Consider the following 20,595-nt stretch of genomic DNA (forward strand, 5'->3'; position numbering starts at 1 on the left):
ATTTGTGGGAATTTCAACAGAAGAGATACGATGATGCCAGATACTAGAGGGGTTTCAATCCCTAATAGGGATTTGTGGGAATTTCAACATAGAAGCTCTAGTAAAGTCTAGTCAAGCAGCTTGTTTCAATCCCTAATAGGGATTTGTGGGAATTTCAACGTTAGCGAAAATATCCCTCTAATACCAACCTTCGGATGTTTCAATCCCTAATAGGGATTTGTGGGAATTTCAACCGCCCGATTCTACTTTTGAAGGCGCTGGCGCAAGGTTTCAATCCCTAATAGGGATTTGTGGGAATTTCAACGCCATTCCAGAGCTTAATTGTTCTTCATTAAGTGTTTCAATCCCTAATAGGGATTTGTGGGAATTTCAACTTATTAGCTCTGCGTAAACTTCTCGGCTTCTCTGTGGGTTTCAATCCCTAATAGGGATTTGTGGGAATTTCAACAAAGGTTTTAGTCAAGCTGCTTTACTGAAACCAAGTTTCAATCCCTAATAGGGATTTGTGGGAATTTCAACCCGTGGATTTATTAGCTGCTGAGGGCATACTTCCTGTTTCAATCCCTAATAGGGATTTGTGGGAATTTCAACAGCAGTTGCTGGATTGACCCGTGATTGAAGCCCTTGGTTTCAATCCCTAATAGGGATTTGTGGGAATTTCAACGAAATGCCTGATAGCCGATGATCAAGGTCTCGGAAAGTTTCAATCCCTAATAGGGATTTGTGGGAATTTCAACTTCTATCTCTTCTCTGCCTGAAGCGATCAGAGCTGTTTCAATCCCTAATAGGGATTTGTGGGAATTTCAACTCCTTTGGGCGATCGCTTTCTAGCTGGTTCTGGGGAGTTTCAATCCCTAATAGGGATTTGTGGGAATTTCAACCAATCCGCAGCTATCGCTTTTAGAGCCTTTCTTTTTGAAAGTTTCAATCCCTAATAGGGATTTGTGGGAATTTCAACAAGATAGTGTAGCTCGGTTCATGGCTGAATTTTCGTTTCAATCCCTAATAGGGATTTGTGGGAATTTCAACTTCAATGTTTGAAGCCTTGGCTCGGCTGGATGACGTTTCAATCCCTAATAGGGATTTGTGGGAATTTCAACCCCATCAGATGTGTTTACCGCTTCCGATCTGACAATGAGTTTCAATCCCTAATAGGGATTTGTGGGAATTTCAACCTTAGCTGTCTCTAAGGATATTTGCTCGACATTAGCGTTTCAATCCCTAATAGGGATTTGTGGGAATTTCAACGTTGAAACCGCGGCCTGCACGGGTGCCATTACAGCCGCGTTTCAATCCCTAATAGGGATTTGTGGGAATTTCAACACTAGGCTGCTAAGTTATGTCAACCTAGTTTGGGTTTCAATCCCTAATAGGGATTTGTGGGAATTTCAACATGGTTCCGCTGGACTTATCCAGGTAGAACCAGAAGTTTCAATCCCTAATAGGGATTTGTGGGAATTTCAACGCGACTCCCTAACGCGGAAAACAATTAACGTCCCAGTAGGTAGTTTCAATCCCTAATAGGGATTTGTGGGAATTTCAACTCAGTGAAAAATTCTTAAAGAAATCCACTGCTGTGGTTTCAATCCCTAATAGGGATTTGTGGGAATTTCAACCTTCCCCCGGTCTTTCCCCTGGTTCCCCCCATATCCCGCAGAGTTTCAATCCCTAATAGGGATTTGTGGGAATTTCAACCCCAGGAGGTTGGCGAAGGCTCTGCAGTCGGCTGGTTTCAATCCCTAATAGGGATTTGTGGGAATTTCAACCTTTATCGCGTTACGATCAACAGTGGCCTCAGCGTTTCAATCCCTAATAGGGATTTGTGGGAATTTCAACGTCGGGAGTTTGGCGGTCAGGCGGTGGGATTTGTTTCAATCCCTAATAGGGATTTGTGGGAATTTCAACTCGTCGGGTGATGGATCGCACAATTAATTTGGTTTCAATCCCTAATAGGGATTTGTGGGAATTTCAACCCCATGCCGTGATGCCCAGGATGGGCTTCATCTACGTTTCAATCCCTAATAGGGATTTGTGGGAATTTCAACAGCCGGGGACGGCTGGCGTGGCGCAAAAAGCCTCGGTGTTTCAATCCCTAATAGGGATTTGTGGGAATTTCAACTCGCAGCTCCGGTTCCCGTCGAAGATTTCGTGAAGTTTCAATCCCTAATAGGGATTTGTGGGAATTTCAACGTTCTGCCCCTGGGCCTGCGTCGTCACCGTCCGTGTTTCAATCCCTAATAGGGATTTGTGGGAATTTCAACGTGCCGAACCCAGCTCAAACAAGAGCAATTCTGTGCGTTTCAATCCCTAATAGGGATTTGTGGGAATTTCAACGTTGGCCCTACTCCGATTACCAATGGTGCGATGTTTCAATCCCTAATAGGGATTTGTGGGAATTTCAACCACCCGGACAGCGCAAGCGAACGCGCCCAACCCTGTTTCAATCCCTAATAGGGATTTGTGGGAATTTCAACATCCAATCCCCGCCCGCCGAGACATTTTTGATCCAGTTTCAATCCCTAATAGGGATTTGTGGGAATTTCAACGATATGTCTTTGAAGTAATGTATTCCAGCAAAAGCGTTTCAATCCCTAATAGGGATTTGTGGGAATTTCAACGGGTTTGCACCATCACTCCAAGTTCTTCCAGGTTTAGTTTCAATCCCTAATAGGGATTTGTGGGAATTTCAACTTTTTGCCGAAGCTGGGTTGCCGTTTAAAGGCAGTCGTTTCAATCCCTAATAGGGATTTGTGGGAATTTCAACTCATTTGTTGTATTTTGGTGCGTATTTTATAATTGTCGTTTCAATCCCTAATAGGGATTTGTGGGAATTTCAACTTGGGCGCATTTTCTAGGAAAATCTTAATTAGCTAGTTTCAATCCCTAATAGGGATTTGTGGGAATTTCAACAGTAAGGGCTGCTACGATTCCGAAACCCAGGTGTTGTTTCAATCCCTAATAGGGATTTGTGGGAATTTCAACTTTCCACCAACGTGCCATCTTCAGCCTGGAAGTAGTTTCAATCCCTAATAGGGATTTGTGGGAATTTCAACATCTGTTTCTGTGTCTGTTAATTCAAAAGTAGGTAGTTTCAATCCCTAATAGGGATTTGTGGGAATTTCAACCATTATGTGGGATTTTCTTATTGACCTTTTAGGTGGTTTCAATCCCTAATAGGGATTTGTGGGAATTTCAACGGAGTTGTTGAGTAGTGGATGTCAGGTAAGAGGTAGGTTTCAATCCCTAATAGGGATTTGTGGGAATTTCAACTTCCAGGGCGCAGGATACCTGTGTATCTCCTTTCTGTTTCAATCCCTAATAGGGATTTGTGGGAATTTCAACGTGAAGCCGAAAAAAGCAACCATGTTGGAAATAAGTTTCAATCCCTAATAGGGATTTGTGGGAATTTCAACGGTTGCAGACTGAATACTCCCGTCCGCCCCAACTGTCGCAAAGTTTCAATCCCTAATAGGGATTTGTGGGAATTTCAACCTGCCAGAGATAATTTGGGGATTTCTTTCCCTAGTGTTTCAATCCCTAATAGGGATTTGTGGGAATTTCAACGATCCTGAAACTGGGAATCAGGAGCCAATTGTGGAGTTTCAATCCCTAATAGGGATTTGTGGGAATTTCAACTTGGTTCATCGTCTTCCCGAATATCAAATTTGTCGGTTTCAATCCCTAATAGGGATTTGTGGGAATTTCAACGGGGCTTTTTTCATCAAGCTATTCATCAAGCTATTCGTTTCAATCCCTAATAGGGATTTGTGGGAATTTCAACCCCCGATCGCTTCCCTCATGTCCTTATCCTAGGTGCGTTTCAATCCCTAATAGGGATTTGTGGGAATTTCAACTCGCCGTCTGAGCGCTAATAGATCGTTGCTGGTGGTTTCAATCCCTAATAGGGATTTGTGGGAATTTCAACCAGGAGCAGGAGCAGGGGCACCCACAAAAGAAGAAGCGTTTCAATCCCTAATAGGGATTTGTGGGAATTTCAACCCGAACCCGAACCAGAGAAGGCACGCGCCGATGAAGCGGTTTCAATCCCTAATAGGGATTTGTGGGAATTTCAACAGCAGATGTCGCTGCCTGGTGCCAGACTTCTTCTACGTTTCAATCCCTAATAGGGATTTGTGGGAATTTCAACAGCCACAGGCTCTAGTTTTCGTTGGTGGCAGTGGGTTTCAATCCCTAATAGGGATTTGTGGGAATTTCAACTCGTCAGAGTTCCCATCATATAATGCGGGAATCTGTTTCAATCCCTAATAGGGATTTGTGGGAATTTCAACTCGCCAGCGGGTACAACACCCAGCGCAGCGGTCAAGTTTCAATCCCTAATAGGGATTTGTGGGAATTTCAACGATGAAGCTTGGGCGGATGTTGTGGCATCCCTAGGTTTCAATCCCTAATAGGGATTTGTGGGAATTTCAACTCCAGCCACTGCTTACATCCTGATACTTCAGCAGCGTTTCAATCCCTAATAGGGATTTGTGGGAATTTCAACAGCTCGATCGCGGCTTGAAGTATAAAGGTCACGGAATTTGGTTTCAATCCCTAATAGGGATTTGTGGGAATTTCAACTTGTAACGCTGGCGGGATTGTCGCGAAGCTGGTGGGCGCGTCACGTTTCAATCCCTAATAGGGATTTGTGGGAATTTCAACGCGCGATCGCTTGCCTCTGCCCAAGATACGCCGATACGCCGCGTTTCAATCCCTAATAGGGATTTGTGGGAATTTCAACGCTATTCTTTAGCATTGCCAAATACGGCACCGGCTAGCGTTTCAATCCCTAATAGGGATTTGTGGGAATTTCAACTTCTTGCCCACTTGGGAAATGTTTCGGTGCGAAGATGTTTCAATCCCTAATAGGGATTTGTGGGAATTTCAACTTCAACTCATAGACTTTTTAATTTCCGCGCCCAATACTTGCGTTTCAATCCCTAATAGGGATTTGTGGGAATTTCAACTCCATTATGCGGCCCATCACAAATTGCTTGAAATAGTTTCAATCCCTAATAGGGATTTGTGGGAATTTCAACTTGAAACTCTGGATCTAGGATGTAGTTTGGCGCGTTTCAATCCCTAATAGGGATTTGTGGGAATTTCAACCAGAGGATGAATTTGGAACTATGCTCTGAGCGAGTGTTTCAATCCCTAATAGGGATTTGTGGGAATTTCAACGTGGACGTGCCAGAAACCTTGAGAAAAGCGATGCAAGGTTTCAATCCCTAATAGGGATTTGTGGGAATTTCAACCGCTCAATCCCTCTTTTTTCACCGCCTTATCAATGTTTCAATCCCTAATAGGGATTTGTGGGAATTTCAACTTCTACTTCCGACTCCAATGCTCTTTTGAGCTTTTTGTTTCAATCCCTAATAGGGATTTGTGGGAATTTCAACGCGCCCCACCTGTTTTTTCAGCGTCCAATCCCAGGTTTCAATCCCTAATAGGGATTTGTGGGAATTTCAACCTTCGGTACGCCGCAGGCACGGCTCTAGCGTGGGGAGTTTCAATCCCTAATAGGGATTTGTGGGAATTTCAACAGCTCCGCTGCCGGATGTTACATCGCCGCTCCTCGTTTCAATCCCTAATAGGGATTTGTGGGAATTTCAACCGAACAAGTCGAAATAAGCCTTGCGCTGGTCAAAGTTTCAATCCCTAATAGGGATTTGTGGGAATTTCAACCTGATAACAATTGGTTAAACAAGCGACATTTGAGAAGTTTCAATCCCTAATAGGGATTTGTGGGAATTTCAACTTTTCTTTTCGGCTTCTCCATCGCCAAGGCGATCCGTTTCAATCCCTAATAGGGATTTGTGGGAATTTCAACGAGAAACAGAAGCTGAACTTTACGCCGACTACCTGTTTCAATCCCTAATAGGGATTTGTGGGAATTTCAACGATTTTTTAATTTCCGCGCCCACGCCCAATACTTGCGTTTCAATCCCTAATAGGGATTTGTGGGAATTTCAACTTTTTGGGCGTCAGACGTATCGACTTGGACTTTTGTTTCAATCCCTAATAGGGATTTGTGGGAATTTCAACGTTTTTGAAAGTTCTTCAATCTCTGCCAGCTTCATGTTTCAATCCCTAATAGGGATTTGTGGGAATTTCAACCGAGTCAGGACGCCCAGAGAATTAGCTACTGATACGTTTCAATCCCTAATAGGGATTTGTGGGAATTTCAACCTTCCGTGCGGCGAAGACCCGTTTGTTGTTCTACTTCTACTATTAGTTTCAATCCCTAATAGGGATTTGTGGGAATTTCAACGGCATCCGCCGCAATGGCAGTAGCTGCCGTCCTCGTTTCAATCCCTAATAGGGATTTGTGGGAATTTCAACGAAGCACCAGTGAATCAATCCTACCCTTCTTTAAGTTTCAATCCCTAATAGGGATTTGTGGGAATTTCAACTTTCTTCTTGGAGTTTCCCAAGGTTCTTTACCGCTCGGTTTCAATCCCTAATAGGGATTTGTGGGAATTTCAACGCATTTGGGAAAAGGTCGTTTTATGCTTTGAAGACGTTTCAATCCCTAATAGGGATTTGTGGGAATTTCAACGAGGCAGTTCCCAACGCGGGATTGGGCACCGTGAAGTGGTTTCAATCCCTAATAGGGATTTGTGGGAATTTCAACGCGAAGACCCGTTTGTTGTTCTACTTCTACTTCTATTAGTTTCAATCCCTAATAGGGATTTGTGGGAATTTCAACGCAGGGATTCGCGATCGCTCACCGCTTTTTGCATGTTTCAATCCCTAATAGGGATTTGTGGGAATTTCAACGCTCTAGCGTGGGGAGATAGCCTGCGGGAATTTCGAGGTTTCAATCCCTAATAGGGATTTGTGGGAATTTCAACCGAATTGCCAGTTGGGGCAAAAGTTGAGTTTTCTGCGTTTCAATCCCTAATAGGGATTTGTGGGAATTTCAACAACAGCTACTACGGCATGGACTTTGCTCGTAGCGGCGTTTCAATCCCTAATAGGGATTTGTGGGAATTTCAACACTGCAGCGCCGCGTTGTCTAGTTCGCTAGACAACATAGTGTTTCAATCCCTAATAGGGATTTGTGGGAATTTCAACTTCTTCTGGTACCCTGACGCTAAGGTTTAAGACTGGTTTCAATCCCTAATAGGGATTTGTGGGAATTTCAACTATTCATTGCGCTTACCTCATCATTGTTTACAACGAGTTTCAATCCCTAATAGGGATTTGTGGGAATTTCAACATTCTGCTTGCTCTCCCCCATCCCCCCATCCCCACAACATGTTTCAATCCCTAATAGGGATTTGTGGGAATTTCAACCCGAATATCGAAGGATCGAAAGAGCAGATGAGGTGTTTCAATCCCTAATAGGGATTTGTGGGAATTTCAACATGGTCGTCGCAGTACCTCTGCCAACAAAGCCGTGTTTCAATCCCTAATAGGGATTTGTGGGAATTTCAACACTACGATGTCGATATCAGAAGATATCGCTGGATAGATGTTTCAATCCCTAATAGGGATTTGTGGGAATTTCAACGAATGATTCCGAAGCTTAAAAATGGGTGCATAATGTTTCAATCCCTAATAGGGATTTGTGGGAATTTCAACTTCAAAAGATACACTTACGGAGGCGACCTGATTGGGTTTCAATCCCTAATAGGGATTTGTGGGAATTTCAACGGTAACCATAGATGTCCCAAGGCGTCCCTAGAAGTTTCAATCCCTAATAGGGATTTGTGGGAATTTCAACTTAGCGGTGTCGGGACTCATGGTGACGTAGCTGTAGTTTCAATCCCTAATAGGGATTTGTGGGAATTTCAACTCTAGGTCAGTACCGCCGGTCAATGGCTCACTATTATGTTTCAATCCCTAATAGGGATTTGTGGGAATTTCAACCTTTATCGGGCTACGATCAACAGTGGCCTCAACGTTTCAATCCCTAATAGGGATTTGTGGGAATTTCAACTCCAGAAAATTCACATAGAAATCAGGCCTATGAGTAGTTTCAATCCCTAATAGGGATTTGTGGGAATTTCAACTCCGGGGTGGTGATCTCAGTAAAGCAGCTTGACTCGTTTCAATCCCTAATAGGGATTTGTGGGAATTTCAACACGTAATGCAGCATGGAATCCTTGGAATGATTCAGTTGTTTCAATCCCTAATAGGGATTTGTGGGAATTTCAACCGCTCTGCCTGAGCGTTCGCCAGTGCGGCTCGCTGCGTTTCAATCCCTAATAGGGATTTGTGGGAATTTCAACGCCAAATTCAATTGGGAGCGCCGCATTCGCACCAAGTTTCAATCCCTAATAGGGATTTGTGGGAATTTCAACCGGATGGTTGTCCGATAACTTCTTCTGTCATGCGTTTCAATCCCTAATAGGGATTTGTGGGAATTTCAACTATCCGCACCCATCCCCACCGATGCAAAATTTTTGGTTTCAATCCCTAATAGGGATTTGTGGGAATTTCAACCCCTAAGTTGTGCGGAATTCCGCACAGCTCAAGTGCCGTTTCAATCCCTAATAGGGATTTGTGGGAATTTCAACTGGATTTGAATCGCGTGGCATTCCTCCTAAAGTAATTGTTTCAATCCCTAATAGGGATTTGTGGGAATTTCAACGCGACCCTGGAGGTATTCCAGCACGTATTTCCTGAGGTTTCAATCCCTAATAGGGATTTGTGGGAATTTCAACCTTTCTAGCGTCTACATTCCTTACTGCCTCTGGAGTTTCAATCCCTAATAGGGATTTGTGGGAATTTCAACGTTGCGTCGTAAACCCCCATAAAGGGTGTTCAGCATACTTGTTTCAATCCCTAATAGGGATTTGTGGGAATTTCAACCTTGGATTTTGCTGAGGATCATTCTGAAGAATGGTCGCGTTTCAATCCCTAATAGGGATTTGTGGGAATTTCAACCCTTCCAGCGCTGTATCCACCGCTGCAAGGTGTCGTTTCAATCCCTAATAGGGATTTGTGGGAATTTCAACATACTCCTTTTAGTAAATGAGGGGGTGATTAAGGTGTTTCAATCCCTAATAGGGATTTGTGGGAATTTCAACAGCCAAGGCTTGTGCTGAGGCTTATCACAACCATTTGTTTCAATCCCTAATAGGGATTTGTGGGAATTTCAACTCTCGATGATTCCTGAGTACGGCGCGTATAAGGTGTTTCAATCCCTAATAGGGATTTGTGGGAATTTCAACCTACAGATCACTGCATCTCTAACCCAGGTTTTGCGTTGGTTTCAATCCCTAATAGGGATTTGTGGGAATTTCAACTTTTATACCAAAGGTCTAGGTATAAAGTTCAGGTTTCAATCCCTAATAGGGATTTGTGGGAATTTCAACACGCTGCAAATAAAGGTTGTTAAATCTCGGAGTGTTTCAATCCCTAATAGGGATTTGTGGGAATTTCAACTCGGCAGTTTTCACATTCGATCTAGCAGATGTGAAGTTTCAATCCCTAATAGGGATTTGTGGGAATTTCAACGGGCGGAAGGCAGAGCCAAAGACCGGTGGCAACTTGTTTCAATCCCTAATAGGGATTTGTGGGAATTTCAACCCGATTGTTTGCTGCAAGGAAAGGACGGAGTTCTGAGTTTCAATCCCTAATAGGGATTTGTGGGAATTTCAACGCTGGGTTCAACTTTTACAATATCGGCGATATCAACGTTTCAATCCCTAATAGGGATTTGTGGGAATTTCAACCCAAGGCCAACTGGTAATAGAAAGGGCTATTGAGTTTCAATCCCTAATAGGGATTTGTGGGAATTTCAACCTTACCGGGATGGGTGCTACGGATACGCTGCGTTTCAATCCCTAATAGGGATTTGTGGGAATTTCAACTTGAATCTGCTGCATCCGAGCGATCAGGTTAGCCAATCCTTTGTTTCAATCCCTAATAGGGATTTGTGGGAATTTCAACCAAGCATGGGTCAACTATTGGGCTAGCCAGGCCTTACGTTTCAATCCCTAATAGGGATTTGTGGGAATTTCAACACGACGACCGTTGTTGCAGGCAAAGGCGAGGCAATGTTTCAATCCCTAATAGGGATTTGTGGGAATTTCAACTCGCCCCCCACAAACAGGCGAATATCCGTGGCGTCTTGGTTTCAATCCCTAATAGGGATTTGTGGGAATTTCAACTATTGAAGTTAGCCCTGGTGTCATGGGCTTGGTTTCAATCCCTAATAGGGATTTGTGGGAATTTCAACTTCCACGCCCACTTAGTAACAACAACGCCATTGAAGTTTCAATCCCTAATAGGGATTTGTGGGAATTTCAACCAGTGATTATAGCCAATCAGGTCAAATTTTCAATGTTTCAATCCCTAATAGGGATTTGTGGGAATTTCAACTTATTGTAATCAATGCGGGGCATGAACATTTTGGTTTCAATCCCTAATAGGGATTTGTGGGAATTTCAACTTAGGAATGATACATCTCTTAAATTTACGAGTTGGTTTCAATCCCTAATAGGGATTTGTGGGAATTTCAACTGCTGCCATGAAATTATGTGGGAAAGTTCTAATCCCAGTTTCAATCCCTAATAGGGATTTGTGGGAATTTCAACTATCAGTCTTTCCTGCATAATGGCGACATATTTCGTTTCAATCCCTAATAGGGATTTGTGGGAATTTCAACTTCAGTTTTCTAAGTTCCTCTACCACGTCTTTGTTTCCGTTTCAATCCCTAATAGGGATTTGTGGGAATTTCAACTCCTCCCAGATTCCCCCTCGGAGTTGCAAGGCCTGTTTCAATCCCTAATAGGGATTTGTGGGAATTTCAACCCCCTTTTCGGGTGATGGACAGATCGATAAATTTAGTTTCAATCCCTAATAGGGATTTGTGGGAATTTCAACTACGCAATGTTTAGCTGAGCGCCGGGTGCAGTCGGTTTCAATCCCTAATAGGGATTTGTGGGAATTTCAACGGGAAAGATTGCGAAAGATACGATCCGCATCAGTTTGTTTCAATCCCTAATAGGGATTTGTGGGAATTTCAACGGAAGATTCTCGATTCAAACGCTAGAGCAACAATTAGTTTCAATCCCTAATAGGGATTTGTGGGAATTTCAACATGTGGGAAGAAATGAAAGGTGAGCTTCCCTGCCTGGTTTCAATCCCTAATAGGGATTTGTGGGAATTTCAACGCTATATGCGAGAATGCCGCTTATCTACCTGATGGAGTTTCAATCCCTAATAGGGATTTGTGGGAATTTCAACTTTTAGCTGAGCAAGCATTTCTTCCCAAAATAAAGTTTCAATCCCTAATAGGGATTTGTGGGAATTTCAACGGAAACGATAAAGATGATACCCCTAGAAAAGAGTTTCAATCCCTAATAGGGATTTGTGGGAATTTCAACGCGCTTATTACAAAGGCGCTACTGAATACAGCCATGTCGAAGTTTCAATCCCTAATAGGGATTTGTGGGAATTTCAACGGCGCTGGCTGGAAACGCTTACGGTATTTAGTTTTCAAGGTGCTATTGCGCGAATCTAAAAAAATATTAGCATTGAAGGGTGGATTAGGCAAGAGTCTCATATAGCCGCTTCGGCTGAAAAGCCTGTTATGAAAGCAAAAAAAGCAGTTGCGCGAATCGAGCAATCATCTCCTAAGCCGTCAAATCCTTATGCTGAGTGAAATTCAGCCATTTTTTAGCTAAAGGAAATCCCAACACCTACCCCTCCGCGCACTCGACAGATTTATTCAGATGAATTGACTGAAAAAATCGCCCTCTAGGACAAGAAAAAGCGATCGCGTTGCGCCGATCTTCTCGGTTCGCCTTCTCCCGAAGCTGAATGTGAAAACGCGATCGCCTTGCGCCTACCTTGTCAGTTCGCCCTCTTAGAATCCCGATCCCAGCCACTTGACAAAGTTTTGTTTTTGGGCATCGTCAGGAGACTCTACCGGCACAATTTTGTAGGCACTGGGGCGCGGATCTGCTAAGGTTACGTGTGGCATCCGGAGTTCATCTTGATGGAAAACCGTCACCTGAATCGGATTACCCGGTTGGTAGTCTTTCAAGCGATCGCTCAAAGAAAGCGCCGTGACTCGAAAGCCGTCAATTGCTAGCAACTCATCTCCCGCATCAATCCCTGCTAACTGCGCTGGAGAACCCGCTTGGACAAATTTGATCGTCTCGCGCCCATTCTCCGTCTTCGCCGTCACACCCAAATAAGGAACGGGTTCCTCTTCCTCAACCACCAACCGCAAGCCAAAAGGTTTCAGATACTCATCAAAGGGTAACTCTTCGGTTCCGTCAATGTAGCGCTTAAAGAAGTCGCTCAAATCCATGTCAGCGACTGATTCTATGACTTGCTGCAATTGTTCTGGAGTGAAGCCTGTTTCCTGTCCAAACTGCTGCCACATTTGCCGCATCACATCATCGAGCGATCGCTGATTGCCATGACGCCCTCGAATCAGCAAATCTAGCAACAATGATACCATTGCCCCTTTCAGATAGTAGGAAATCTGGGAATTTCCACTATTGGCATCCGGACGATATAGCTTAATCCAGGCATCAAAACTCGATTCACTCGCAGATTGCACCAGCCGTCCTGGTGTCGTTTGTAACCGCGAAATTTCCTTGCCTAACTCCTTCAAGAAAGACTTGGCATCGTAGATTCCCGCCCGAAACGGAATCACCAAGTCGTAATAACTGGTCGTCCCCTCACTAAACCACAGAGACGGCGTATAGTTTTCCCCAGTATAATCAAACACTTCCAATCCTTTAGGACGGATGCGCTTCACATTCCACAGGTGAAAGAACTCGTGGGCGACCAGCTGCATAAACCGATTGTACTTCTCGCGATCGCGGAAACCAAAGCGGTTGTAATTCAACGTGCAAGCATTCTTGTGTTCCAAACCTCCAGCACCCGTAGAAGCTAAATGCAGCAGAAACACATATCGGTCATAAGGTAAACCCCCAAACATCTGAGATTCCACCTCAATGATTTTCTGCGTGTCCTCAATAATCCGCTCTGGTTCAACGTTACCCTGTCCCCAGATGGCTAACTCATGAGCTTTACCCAAAACTTCAAAATGATACAATTGGTGGCAGCCAATCTCGAAGGGACTATCCACCAGCGTGTCAAAATCTGGCGATTGGAAGGTGTTCGCTTGCCCATCCGCCGCTGGTAATGGGGTGGTGACGCGCCATTCGCGCTGAGGCGGCACAATCGTCACCAAAATGGATTGTTTTTCAAATTCTGGTATATAAAATAACAGAGCAGCGCTGTTAAAATACCCGTGAGTAGCATCCAAATGATTGGTTCGCACCGTTAGTTCATTGGCAAACATTCGGTAACGCACCGTTACTTCCGACACACCGTTTGTATCTACTTGCCAGTGATTTTTGCTAAGCTTACGCCACACCAAAGGTTGTTGTTCGCTAGAATCAGCCGAAAAGTCTTGCAAATGTTTGGAATACTCGCGCACCAGGTAGGAACCAGGAGTCCACACGGGTAATTTTAAATCGAGAATCGGTAACTGCCAGTTTTGTACGGTCAAAGTCACGTCAAATAGATGCGATTCCGGCTCCCGTATCGCCACCTGGTAATGAATTTTTGGTGCGGTGTTGGATAAGCGATTATGGCGAACAGCTGTTGCTTCTGTCATTTTTAACTTTTATAAGTCATATATATTAACTAATGTAACTCTAGCAATTCTTTTAGGCTTTCTTGGCTTTAGGGTGATAGGTAAAACTTATTATTTGGCTCGTGCTGAGTCTTGTGTTAACAATAATTGTAGGTTGGGTTGAGGTACGAAACCCAACAATTGCTATGTTTTGTTGGGTTTCGCTGACGCTCTACCCAACCTACAAGCTCGACTGCTTATTATTTTTTTCATGCTGAGTCTTGTGTTAACAATAATTGTAGGTTGGGTTGAGGTACGAAACCCAACAATTGCTATGTTTTGTTGGGTTTCGCTGACGCTCTACCCAACCTACTAGCTCGACTGCTTTTTATTTTTTTCATGCTGAATCCTGACGTTAACAATAATTGTAGGTTGGGTTGAGGTACGAAACCCAACAATTGCTATGTTTTGTTGGGTTTCGCTGACGCTCTACCCAACCTACTAGCTACAGCACTTTTGAAGCTAGTGAGGTACGAGGATCGCCTAAAACCTTTGATTTTGGAAGCTTGACTGTACCTCATCCAGAAAGAAAACGCTGTAAGTTAACAATAATTGTAGGTTGGGTTGAGGTACGAAACCCAACAATTGCTATGTTTTGTTGGGTTTCGCTGACGCTCTACCCAACCTACAAGCTCGACTGCTTTTTATTTTTGTCATGCTCAGGACTTACGCAAAGCTTATACATATAGCGTTCTTGTCGGTTCAATCCCCCTGTGGTTGCCCCCAAATGTGGTGATGTTGCGTAAGTCCTGATGCTGAGTCCTGATGTTAACAATAATTGTAGAAACCCAACAATTGCTATGTTGTGTTGGGTTTCGTACCTCAACCCAACCTACAAGCTCGACTACAACAAGTTCATGAACTTACCTTCCCAATTACCAATTACCTAAAGTCTTCCGGCTAGATGCGTTAGCTGCTTGAGGTTGAGAAGATGGAGCGTCTCTTGCGCCGGATCGATTTTAATCCAGCCTTTACTTTCCAGTTTCTCGATAATTTTGCTAGTGTCCTCGACGCCGATATCTGTGACATTAGCCAAATCTTTAGAAGGAATATTATAGATTTCCATTCCTCTTTCAGTGGCTTCACCGTAGTTTTCTCCCAAAGCAACCAGCGTGTTCGCTAATTTTACGGCTGGAGGTTGATGACGCATTTGAAAGCGAAGGTTCGTTTGGCGCAGACGCTTCACCATCAGTTGCAACATCCGGTGGTGTAACTGCGGATCTTTGAAGAGGGTTTGAATGAAGCGTTGGGCAGAGACGCTGAGCAATTCTACAGGTGAGAGAGCAATCACATCGGTTGAGCGGGGAGATTCATCGAGAATTGCCATTTCCCCAAAAAAATCACCTTTGCCCAAGATTGCCAGGGTGACGACATCCTCCCCAGAGAGGCGTCGGACTTTTACCCAACCCGACACGACAAAATAAACTGCGTTACCCCAAGCGTCTTCCATCAAAACCGCTCTGTCTGATGGGTACTCGTGTTCGACTGCGACAGACAAAAGCCATTCTAATGTCTCTGGAGCGGCAGTGTTAAAGAGGGGGAACAGCTCAGAAAAAGCTTTGGTCTGCATGAAAGGAAGTATAAAGTATGAATTATCAAGTTTAAAGTTTGAACAAGCAAGTCTGGAAAATACAATTAGCTAAGTGGGATATTTGTCGATTCATCCTTCATGATTTATCCTACCCTACCGCAACGGGTACGAATTCGTTCATGCAGGCTACGGCAATGGCTGCACCTTACATCACAGATGAGCCATATTGTCCTTTGACTTGGCATCAGGGTTGGCGCGATCGCTCTGCATTTGTTTGAGTCCTTCTAGTTGTTGCTCGACGCTCTCCAGCAAGTGATGGAGGGCTGGTAGGGCTTCTAACTGAGCGGCGTTCGAGGTGGGATGGGATGAAGTGCCTAGAACCGAGTCTGAGGCGCAGGCATTGCATATCTGATTCATCTTGCGCTGGAGTTTTTGGGCAATATTTAAAGCTTCCCCCCAGAGATTTTCTAGCTGCTGCTGCTGATAAGCTCTCAAAGCTTCACCGCGAAACACTTGCATGACTGCCTCATCTCCGTACTCACCGGGTATGATTTGCAAACGCAGCAACAGATGATTGTGCTGATAGCATCGCTCAATCTCCACCACTTTGGTTTGTTCGACTGGCATTAATTGCAGATTTCCGATTCGCTTTAGCTCGTCGATGACTCCTTGGAGTACGGGTAGCGTCAATCCTGGGAGCGCAAACTGCAAGACATTGTTTCGGCTACAGAGAATGTTTCCTTCATACAGCTGTCGTTCGCAATCCAGCCGATCGAGGGTTCCATTCAGCACCCGCTTTAACAATTCTTTTAACATCTGCTGGGACGGTAGGGCTGCTAGATTAGCGGTGAAACCAGAGATGTGATGCTGCGATCGCTCTTGCCATTGCAGCGACGGATTGCCAGCAGGTGGGACTGTGGTGTTGCGCTTCACCTGTGGCGATTTTCTCAAGGGTGTTTCTGGCGCGGGCTTTTGCTGCACTTGAGCGTTGGGGCGCGCTGCCTCTTCGGCCAACTCCTCCGGACTATCGACAATCAAAGTGGGTAGAGTTTGCCGTTCTATCCGATCGGAATTTTTGCTGGCTTTTTCTTGATCTGGCTGAGTGTCTGAGTCTCCAGTGGCAGGCGTAGGCGCTTGTTGTTTCATGCCTGTGTTGTGTTTCAAGTACGCGCTGAGGATTGCCTGGAAAGCGTCAGCGGCTATCGGCTGGGTTTCTAACGAGTAATTTTGGTAAGCCAGGATGCGATGGACATAATCCAACGAGGCGGTGTCTGTTGGATTTACCATGCCCAGTTTCAGGCAGGTGCCTTCTAAGGTGATGGGCAAGATTTGATAGTACAGACAGGCTTCAAAGGGCAGGAGCTTGTCAATCAATCTAAACATTTGATTTGCATCTATCAGAGCCACCCAGAAAAAGAGTGGGGAGGGGATCGGCACCAGTAGTAATCACCAGCCGCAGCTTGGTTACTTCCGAGTGCGGACATGGCGAGTCACAGAACTTGAGTAGTGAATGTTTTAGATGCCCCTGCGAACCAGTTGCCGCTATTATCTAGCGGATCGTTTTGAATCAATCAATTTTATTCATATAGTTATAGTTATGTTACCCTGTGGGAAGAAAATATTGCTGGTTTTTGAAAACAGGTTAGGAATCGCTCCGTAAGGCTTGAGCGGCTAGATAAAGTTTGCTCCATTCGCCCATGACCTGATGATTTTTCAGGTTCAACTCAGCAGCGATCGCGTCTAGGGTTTTGCCTGCTTTCAAACTGTCAATCAACTGGCGATGCACGGGTGTGAGGGTGGCGTAGAATTGCTCCCACTCAGTCAGAGTCAAACCCAGGTTGTGTTCCTGCAATGACGCTTCTAGCCAACTGGCAACTAATTCTGGCTGGCTTTTGACGGCAAAGACGCGAATCGCATGGTAGCTGACTTTTTCGCGCAGCCGGTAGACTTCTTTAATCTGCAAGTTCAAGGCGCTAGCGATCGCTTCTTGGGACTTGCCTTGCAGATACAGTGTCAGCCACTCGGCAGCAGATTCACTCACGTTTTGGGCTAAATAGTCTTTAAATTCCTGCTTGACAGTGGTACGTAAAGCTTGTTGTTCTTCCCAGACTTGATTTTCTTGGTACTGAGTGACTGCTTGAGAGTCTAGCAAACTGACTGGATTGTCTGTTTCATCGGGCGTCACTTCTTCAGAAACCAGCCGCACCAGTTCGCCATCAGGAACGTGAGTCATGCCGCCTCGCTGGGAACGCCGCAGATAATTCACAAACCGATATACTAACAGCGGCTGGTTGCGAATCGGTCTGAGACAATACTCTTCGATACTGGTCATCAGCAGGGAATTGCGGAGGCGAGTATCACTGGGAGTACATTGGGCAATCCAAGCGATTTGCTGTTGAATATAGCGATCGCTGTGTAATAGTTCCTGAATTACTTCTTGCAATACATCGACCACTGCTCGCTGGCGATCGCGCGAGAGAGCCACCCAGGTACGGATTTTATTGCGAAGCAACACTAAGCTGCCCAACCGGGTCGTGAGATTACGATAGGCACGTTCTGGCCCCACGCCTAAGTAGCGCTGCCGTAAAATCCGGTAGCGATATTCCATTGCTTGCCGAGCAATTGTCATCTGGCTTGGGTTCAGTGTTTCAAATCGCTCTAAATCTTCTCCAACCAGCCAGCGGGTAATACTTTCTCGCGTTGCTGCGCTAGAGTCAGGATAGTCGGCTACAATCTGCTCTCGCCAATTGTGTGCCAGTTCTTGGGCCAGTGACATGGAGTTTTGAGTATTTAGCATCGTTTGAGTTTTCAGTTTTGAAGCCGGAAATTCAGACGGAGGAAGACCGACTCCAAACTCACTTTCTTGATTTAAAGTTTGCTCTACAAACCTCATCTCTCGCCTCACCCATTTAAGGAGCAACTGACCTCTATTTCATCATGTCTACCTTGAGATAGAAGTGATCGCACCACCCTGGATGGTTTGACCCGTAACATCTATGGAGTGAGATTTTGATCTTATTGCCTTGTGTTTTGAATCACAATATCTGGTTGTTCAACTCACGAGAGATAATGTTAAATTTTGTTAAATAAAGAATGATTAAGAAAGGTTGACTTTTGGCGATGGAAAGCCCAACTGAGCGTGATTCAGACGGCGCTAGACTGATTTCCGACTCCTTAACCCTTAACTTCTCAAACAAAACAATGCAACCAGAGCAGACGATCGCTGCTTGGCAGCAGTTAAAGGAGGAACAAGAACTCATTTTGAATCAAGCAGACAACGCGATCGCTTTATTTGACCACTCTCATCACTTAGTCTTATTTAATCGAAAGTTAACCCTTCTTTGGGGACTTTCCTCGGAATGGCTAAGTATACAGCCGCATTGTAGCGAAGTCTTGACTGAAGTGGTAGCACGGGGCTACTGGTCGAAGCAACAGAGCGAACAAATCGCTTCAGCCCTCAGCAAAACCGAACCAGAGTGCATTTCCTTTTCCATACAGCAATCCAACGGCATCTGCCTAGAGGTAGATAGCACACTGACCAATGATGGGGGACGCCTGTTTACCTTCCGCGATGTCACCGGGGATCAACACCACCAGGTAACTTTGAACGCTGAGGTGAGGCGGCTGACCTTTTTGGTGGGTTTGATGGAACGGTTGCAGCCAGAAAGCGACTTGCAGACAATTGGGCAATTTGCACTCTCCTATCTGGTGGAGACAATGGGTGCAGCCTTCGGCGATGTCAAGGTGATTACGGGTCAAGGAATTGATGCCCATGCCGATGTTCTCACCAATCAAATTTCCGGTCGATTCATCGCTACCCACGGTGAAGCCGTAGTTGCCGATATGCAAGCCGTTCTCGATCGAGGGATTCCCTATGGTCAAGGGTTACTGTGGCAAGTCGTAGAAACCAGCAAGCCGGTATTTGTTGACGATTATTCCAAACATCCCCAGGCAGTGTCGGCGTTTCGCCATCCAGCGATTGGTCAACTGGGCATTTTTCCCATTCCAGCCGCCAACGGCAAGATCATTGGTGTCCTGACGCTGGAATCTCGGACTCACCAAAGACTTCAGGAAGCTCCCCAACAGGATATGCTCTTGGTAGCTTGTCGCACGATGGGCGTTGCCATTGACCGGGCACAGGCGCAAGAACATCTGCGCGAAATCAACCAAGATTTAGAACGGGCTTCCCAACTGAAGTCTGAGTTTCTGGCTTCCATGTCCCACGAACTGCGAACGCCCCTCAACAGCATTTTAGGATTTTCGGACTTGTTGCTGCGGCAAATCGCCGGTTCCTTAAACGAACGCCAGATTAAATATGTGCGGGTGATGGAAGAAAGCGGTCAACACCTGTTGCAGTTGATTAATGACATTCTGGATCTCTCCAAAATAGAAGCCGGAAAAGCAGAACTCGAACTCCAGCCGGTTTTCATCCCGGATCTTTGCACTCAATGCCTGCAAATGATTCAGCCCCGTGCTGATAAAAAGCGACTCGCCTTAACCCTAGAATTAGACTATCGGCTGGGGCAGGCATCTCTAGATGAACGTCGTGTCCGCCAGATATTAATTAATTTGCTCTCTAACGCTGTTAAGTTTACGCCAGAGGGTGGGCAAATTAAATTGAGTGGACGACTGGCTTATGGCACCCAGTTGGTCGGAGAATTTCGACCGGATCGCAGTCCGGTTAATCCCAGCACTCCTTACTTGTGTATTGAAGTCAAAGACTCAGGTATCGGGATTTCTAGAGATAAGTGGCATTTGCTGTTTCGCCCTTTTCAGCAGGTGGATGCTTCCTTGACGAGGCAACATGAAGGAACTGGCTTAGGTTTGGCGCTGACGAAGCGACTGGCGGAACTCCACGGCGGCACAGTCTCTCTGGAATCGGTGGAAAATCAGGGCAGTACGTTTCGCGTCTGGCTGCCGGTAACGGAAATGCGCCAGAAGTTGGCAGAGGCAGCGAACCCGGTGCCAAGCCAGCAGCGGTCATCATTTCTCGGTGGTGTATCCTCTGGGGATGCCAAGCGAATTTTAGTGGTAGAAGATCAAGCTTTCAATCAGGCATTGATTTTTGATGTGCTGGAGTTAGAAGGGTACGCGGTTGAGTTAATTTATGACGGTCGCACGATGATGGAGGCGTTGCAATCTTCCTTGGTGACGTCTAAATCGCTGCCGCACTTGATTTTGATGGATATCCAACTACCGGGGGTGGATGGGTTTGAAATTATCCGTCAGCTCAAAGCTAATCGCTTGTGGAAGCCGGTGCCGGTGATTGCGGTAACGGCGATGGCAATGGCGGGCGATCGCGATCGCTGTTTGGCTGCTGGTGCGAATGGTTACATCAGTAAGCCAATAGATATCGATCTCCTCACGACCACCGTCCGCTCTTTTATGCAGGATTAAGAGCGAAAGAATCCAGTAGGGATGGGATCTCCCCGCCCCTATACCCCACTGT

Annotated in this window: 5 protein-coding genes and 1 CRISPR repeat array (1 of these 6 running past the window's edge); of the genes, 1 reads left to right on the forward strand and 4 read right to left on the reverse strand. The window is 45.3% G+C overall.

Features of this window, described 5'->3' with window-relative positions:
• Positions 1-11,420: direct repeats of the CRISPR family, unit length 37 nt; unit sequence GTTTCAATCCCTAATAGGGATTTGTGGGAATTTCAAC (it extends 20,689 nt beyond the left edge of the window).
• 404 nt (positions 11,421-11,824) lie between these two features.
• The 4 genes from ACFW2W_RS01850 to ACFW2W_RS01865 all read right to left on the reverse strand — a co-directional run bounded on the left by ACFW2W_RS01850 (position 11,825) and on the right by ACFW2W_RS01865 (position 17,922).
• Complete coding sequence (locus ACFW2W_RS01850; protein ID WP_378172556.1) at positions 11,825-13,597, reverse strand: M61 family metallopeptidase; 1,773 nt, start codon at positions 13,595-13,597, stop codon at positions 11,825-11,827.
• A 904-nt stretch (positions 13,598-14,501) separates the two neighbouring features.
• Positions 14,502-15,185 (reverse strand): Crp/Fnr family transcriptional regulator, encoded by a 684-nt coding sequence (locus ACFW2W_RS01855; RefSeq protein ID WP_378172559.1) that lies wholly within the window; start codon positions 15,183-15,185, stop codon positions 14,502-14,504.
• 171 nt (positions 15,186-15,356) lie between these two features.
• Complete coding sequence (locus tag ACFW2W_RS01860) at positions 15,357-16,520, reverse strand: hypothetical protein (RefSeq protein ID WP_378172562.1); 1,164 nt, start codon at positions 16,518-16,520, stop codon at positions 15,357-15,359.
• A 268-nt stretch (positions 16,521-16,788) separates the two neighbouring features.
• Entirely contained in the window at positions 16,789-17,922 is a 1,134-nt protein-coding gene (locus tag ACFW2W_RS01865; protein WP_378172614.1) for a HetZ-related protein 2, read from the reverse strand.
• A gap of 425 nt (positions 17,923-18,347) precedes the next feature.
• Between ACFW2W_RS01865 and ACFW2W_RS01870 the strand changes: the two genes are divergently transcribed.
• Positions 18,348-20,543, forward strand: a complete 2,196-nt coding sequence (locus ACFW2W_RS01870; protein WP_378172565.1) for an ATP-binding protein — start codon at positions 18,348-18,350, stop codon at positions 20,541-20,543.
• Positions 20,544-20,595 lie beyond the last annotated feature (52 nt).

It is taken from the genome of Coleofasciculus sp. H7-2 (genome assembly GCF_042747725.1).
GTDB lineage: Bacteria > Cyanobacteriota > Cyanobacteriia > Cyanobacteriales > FACHB-T130 > FACHB-T130.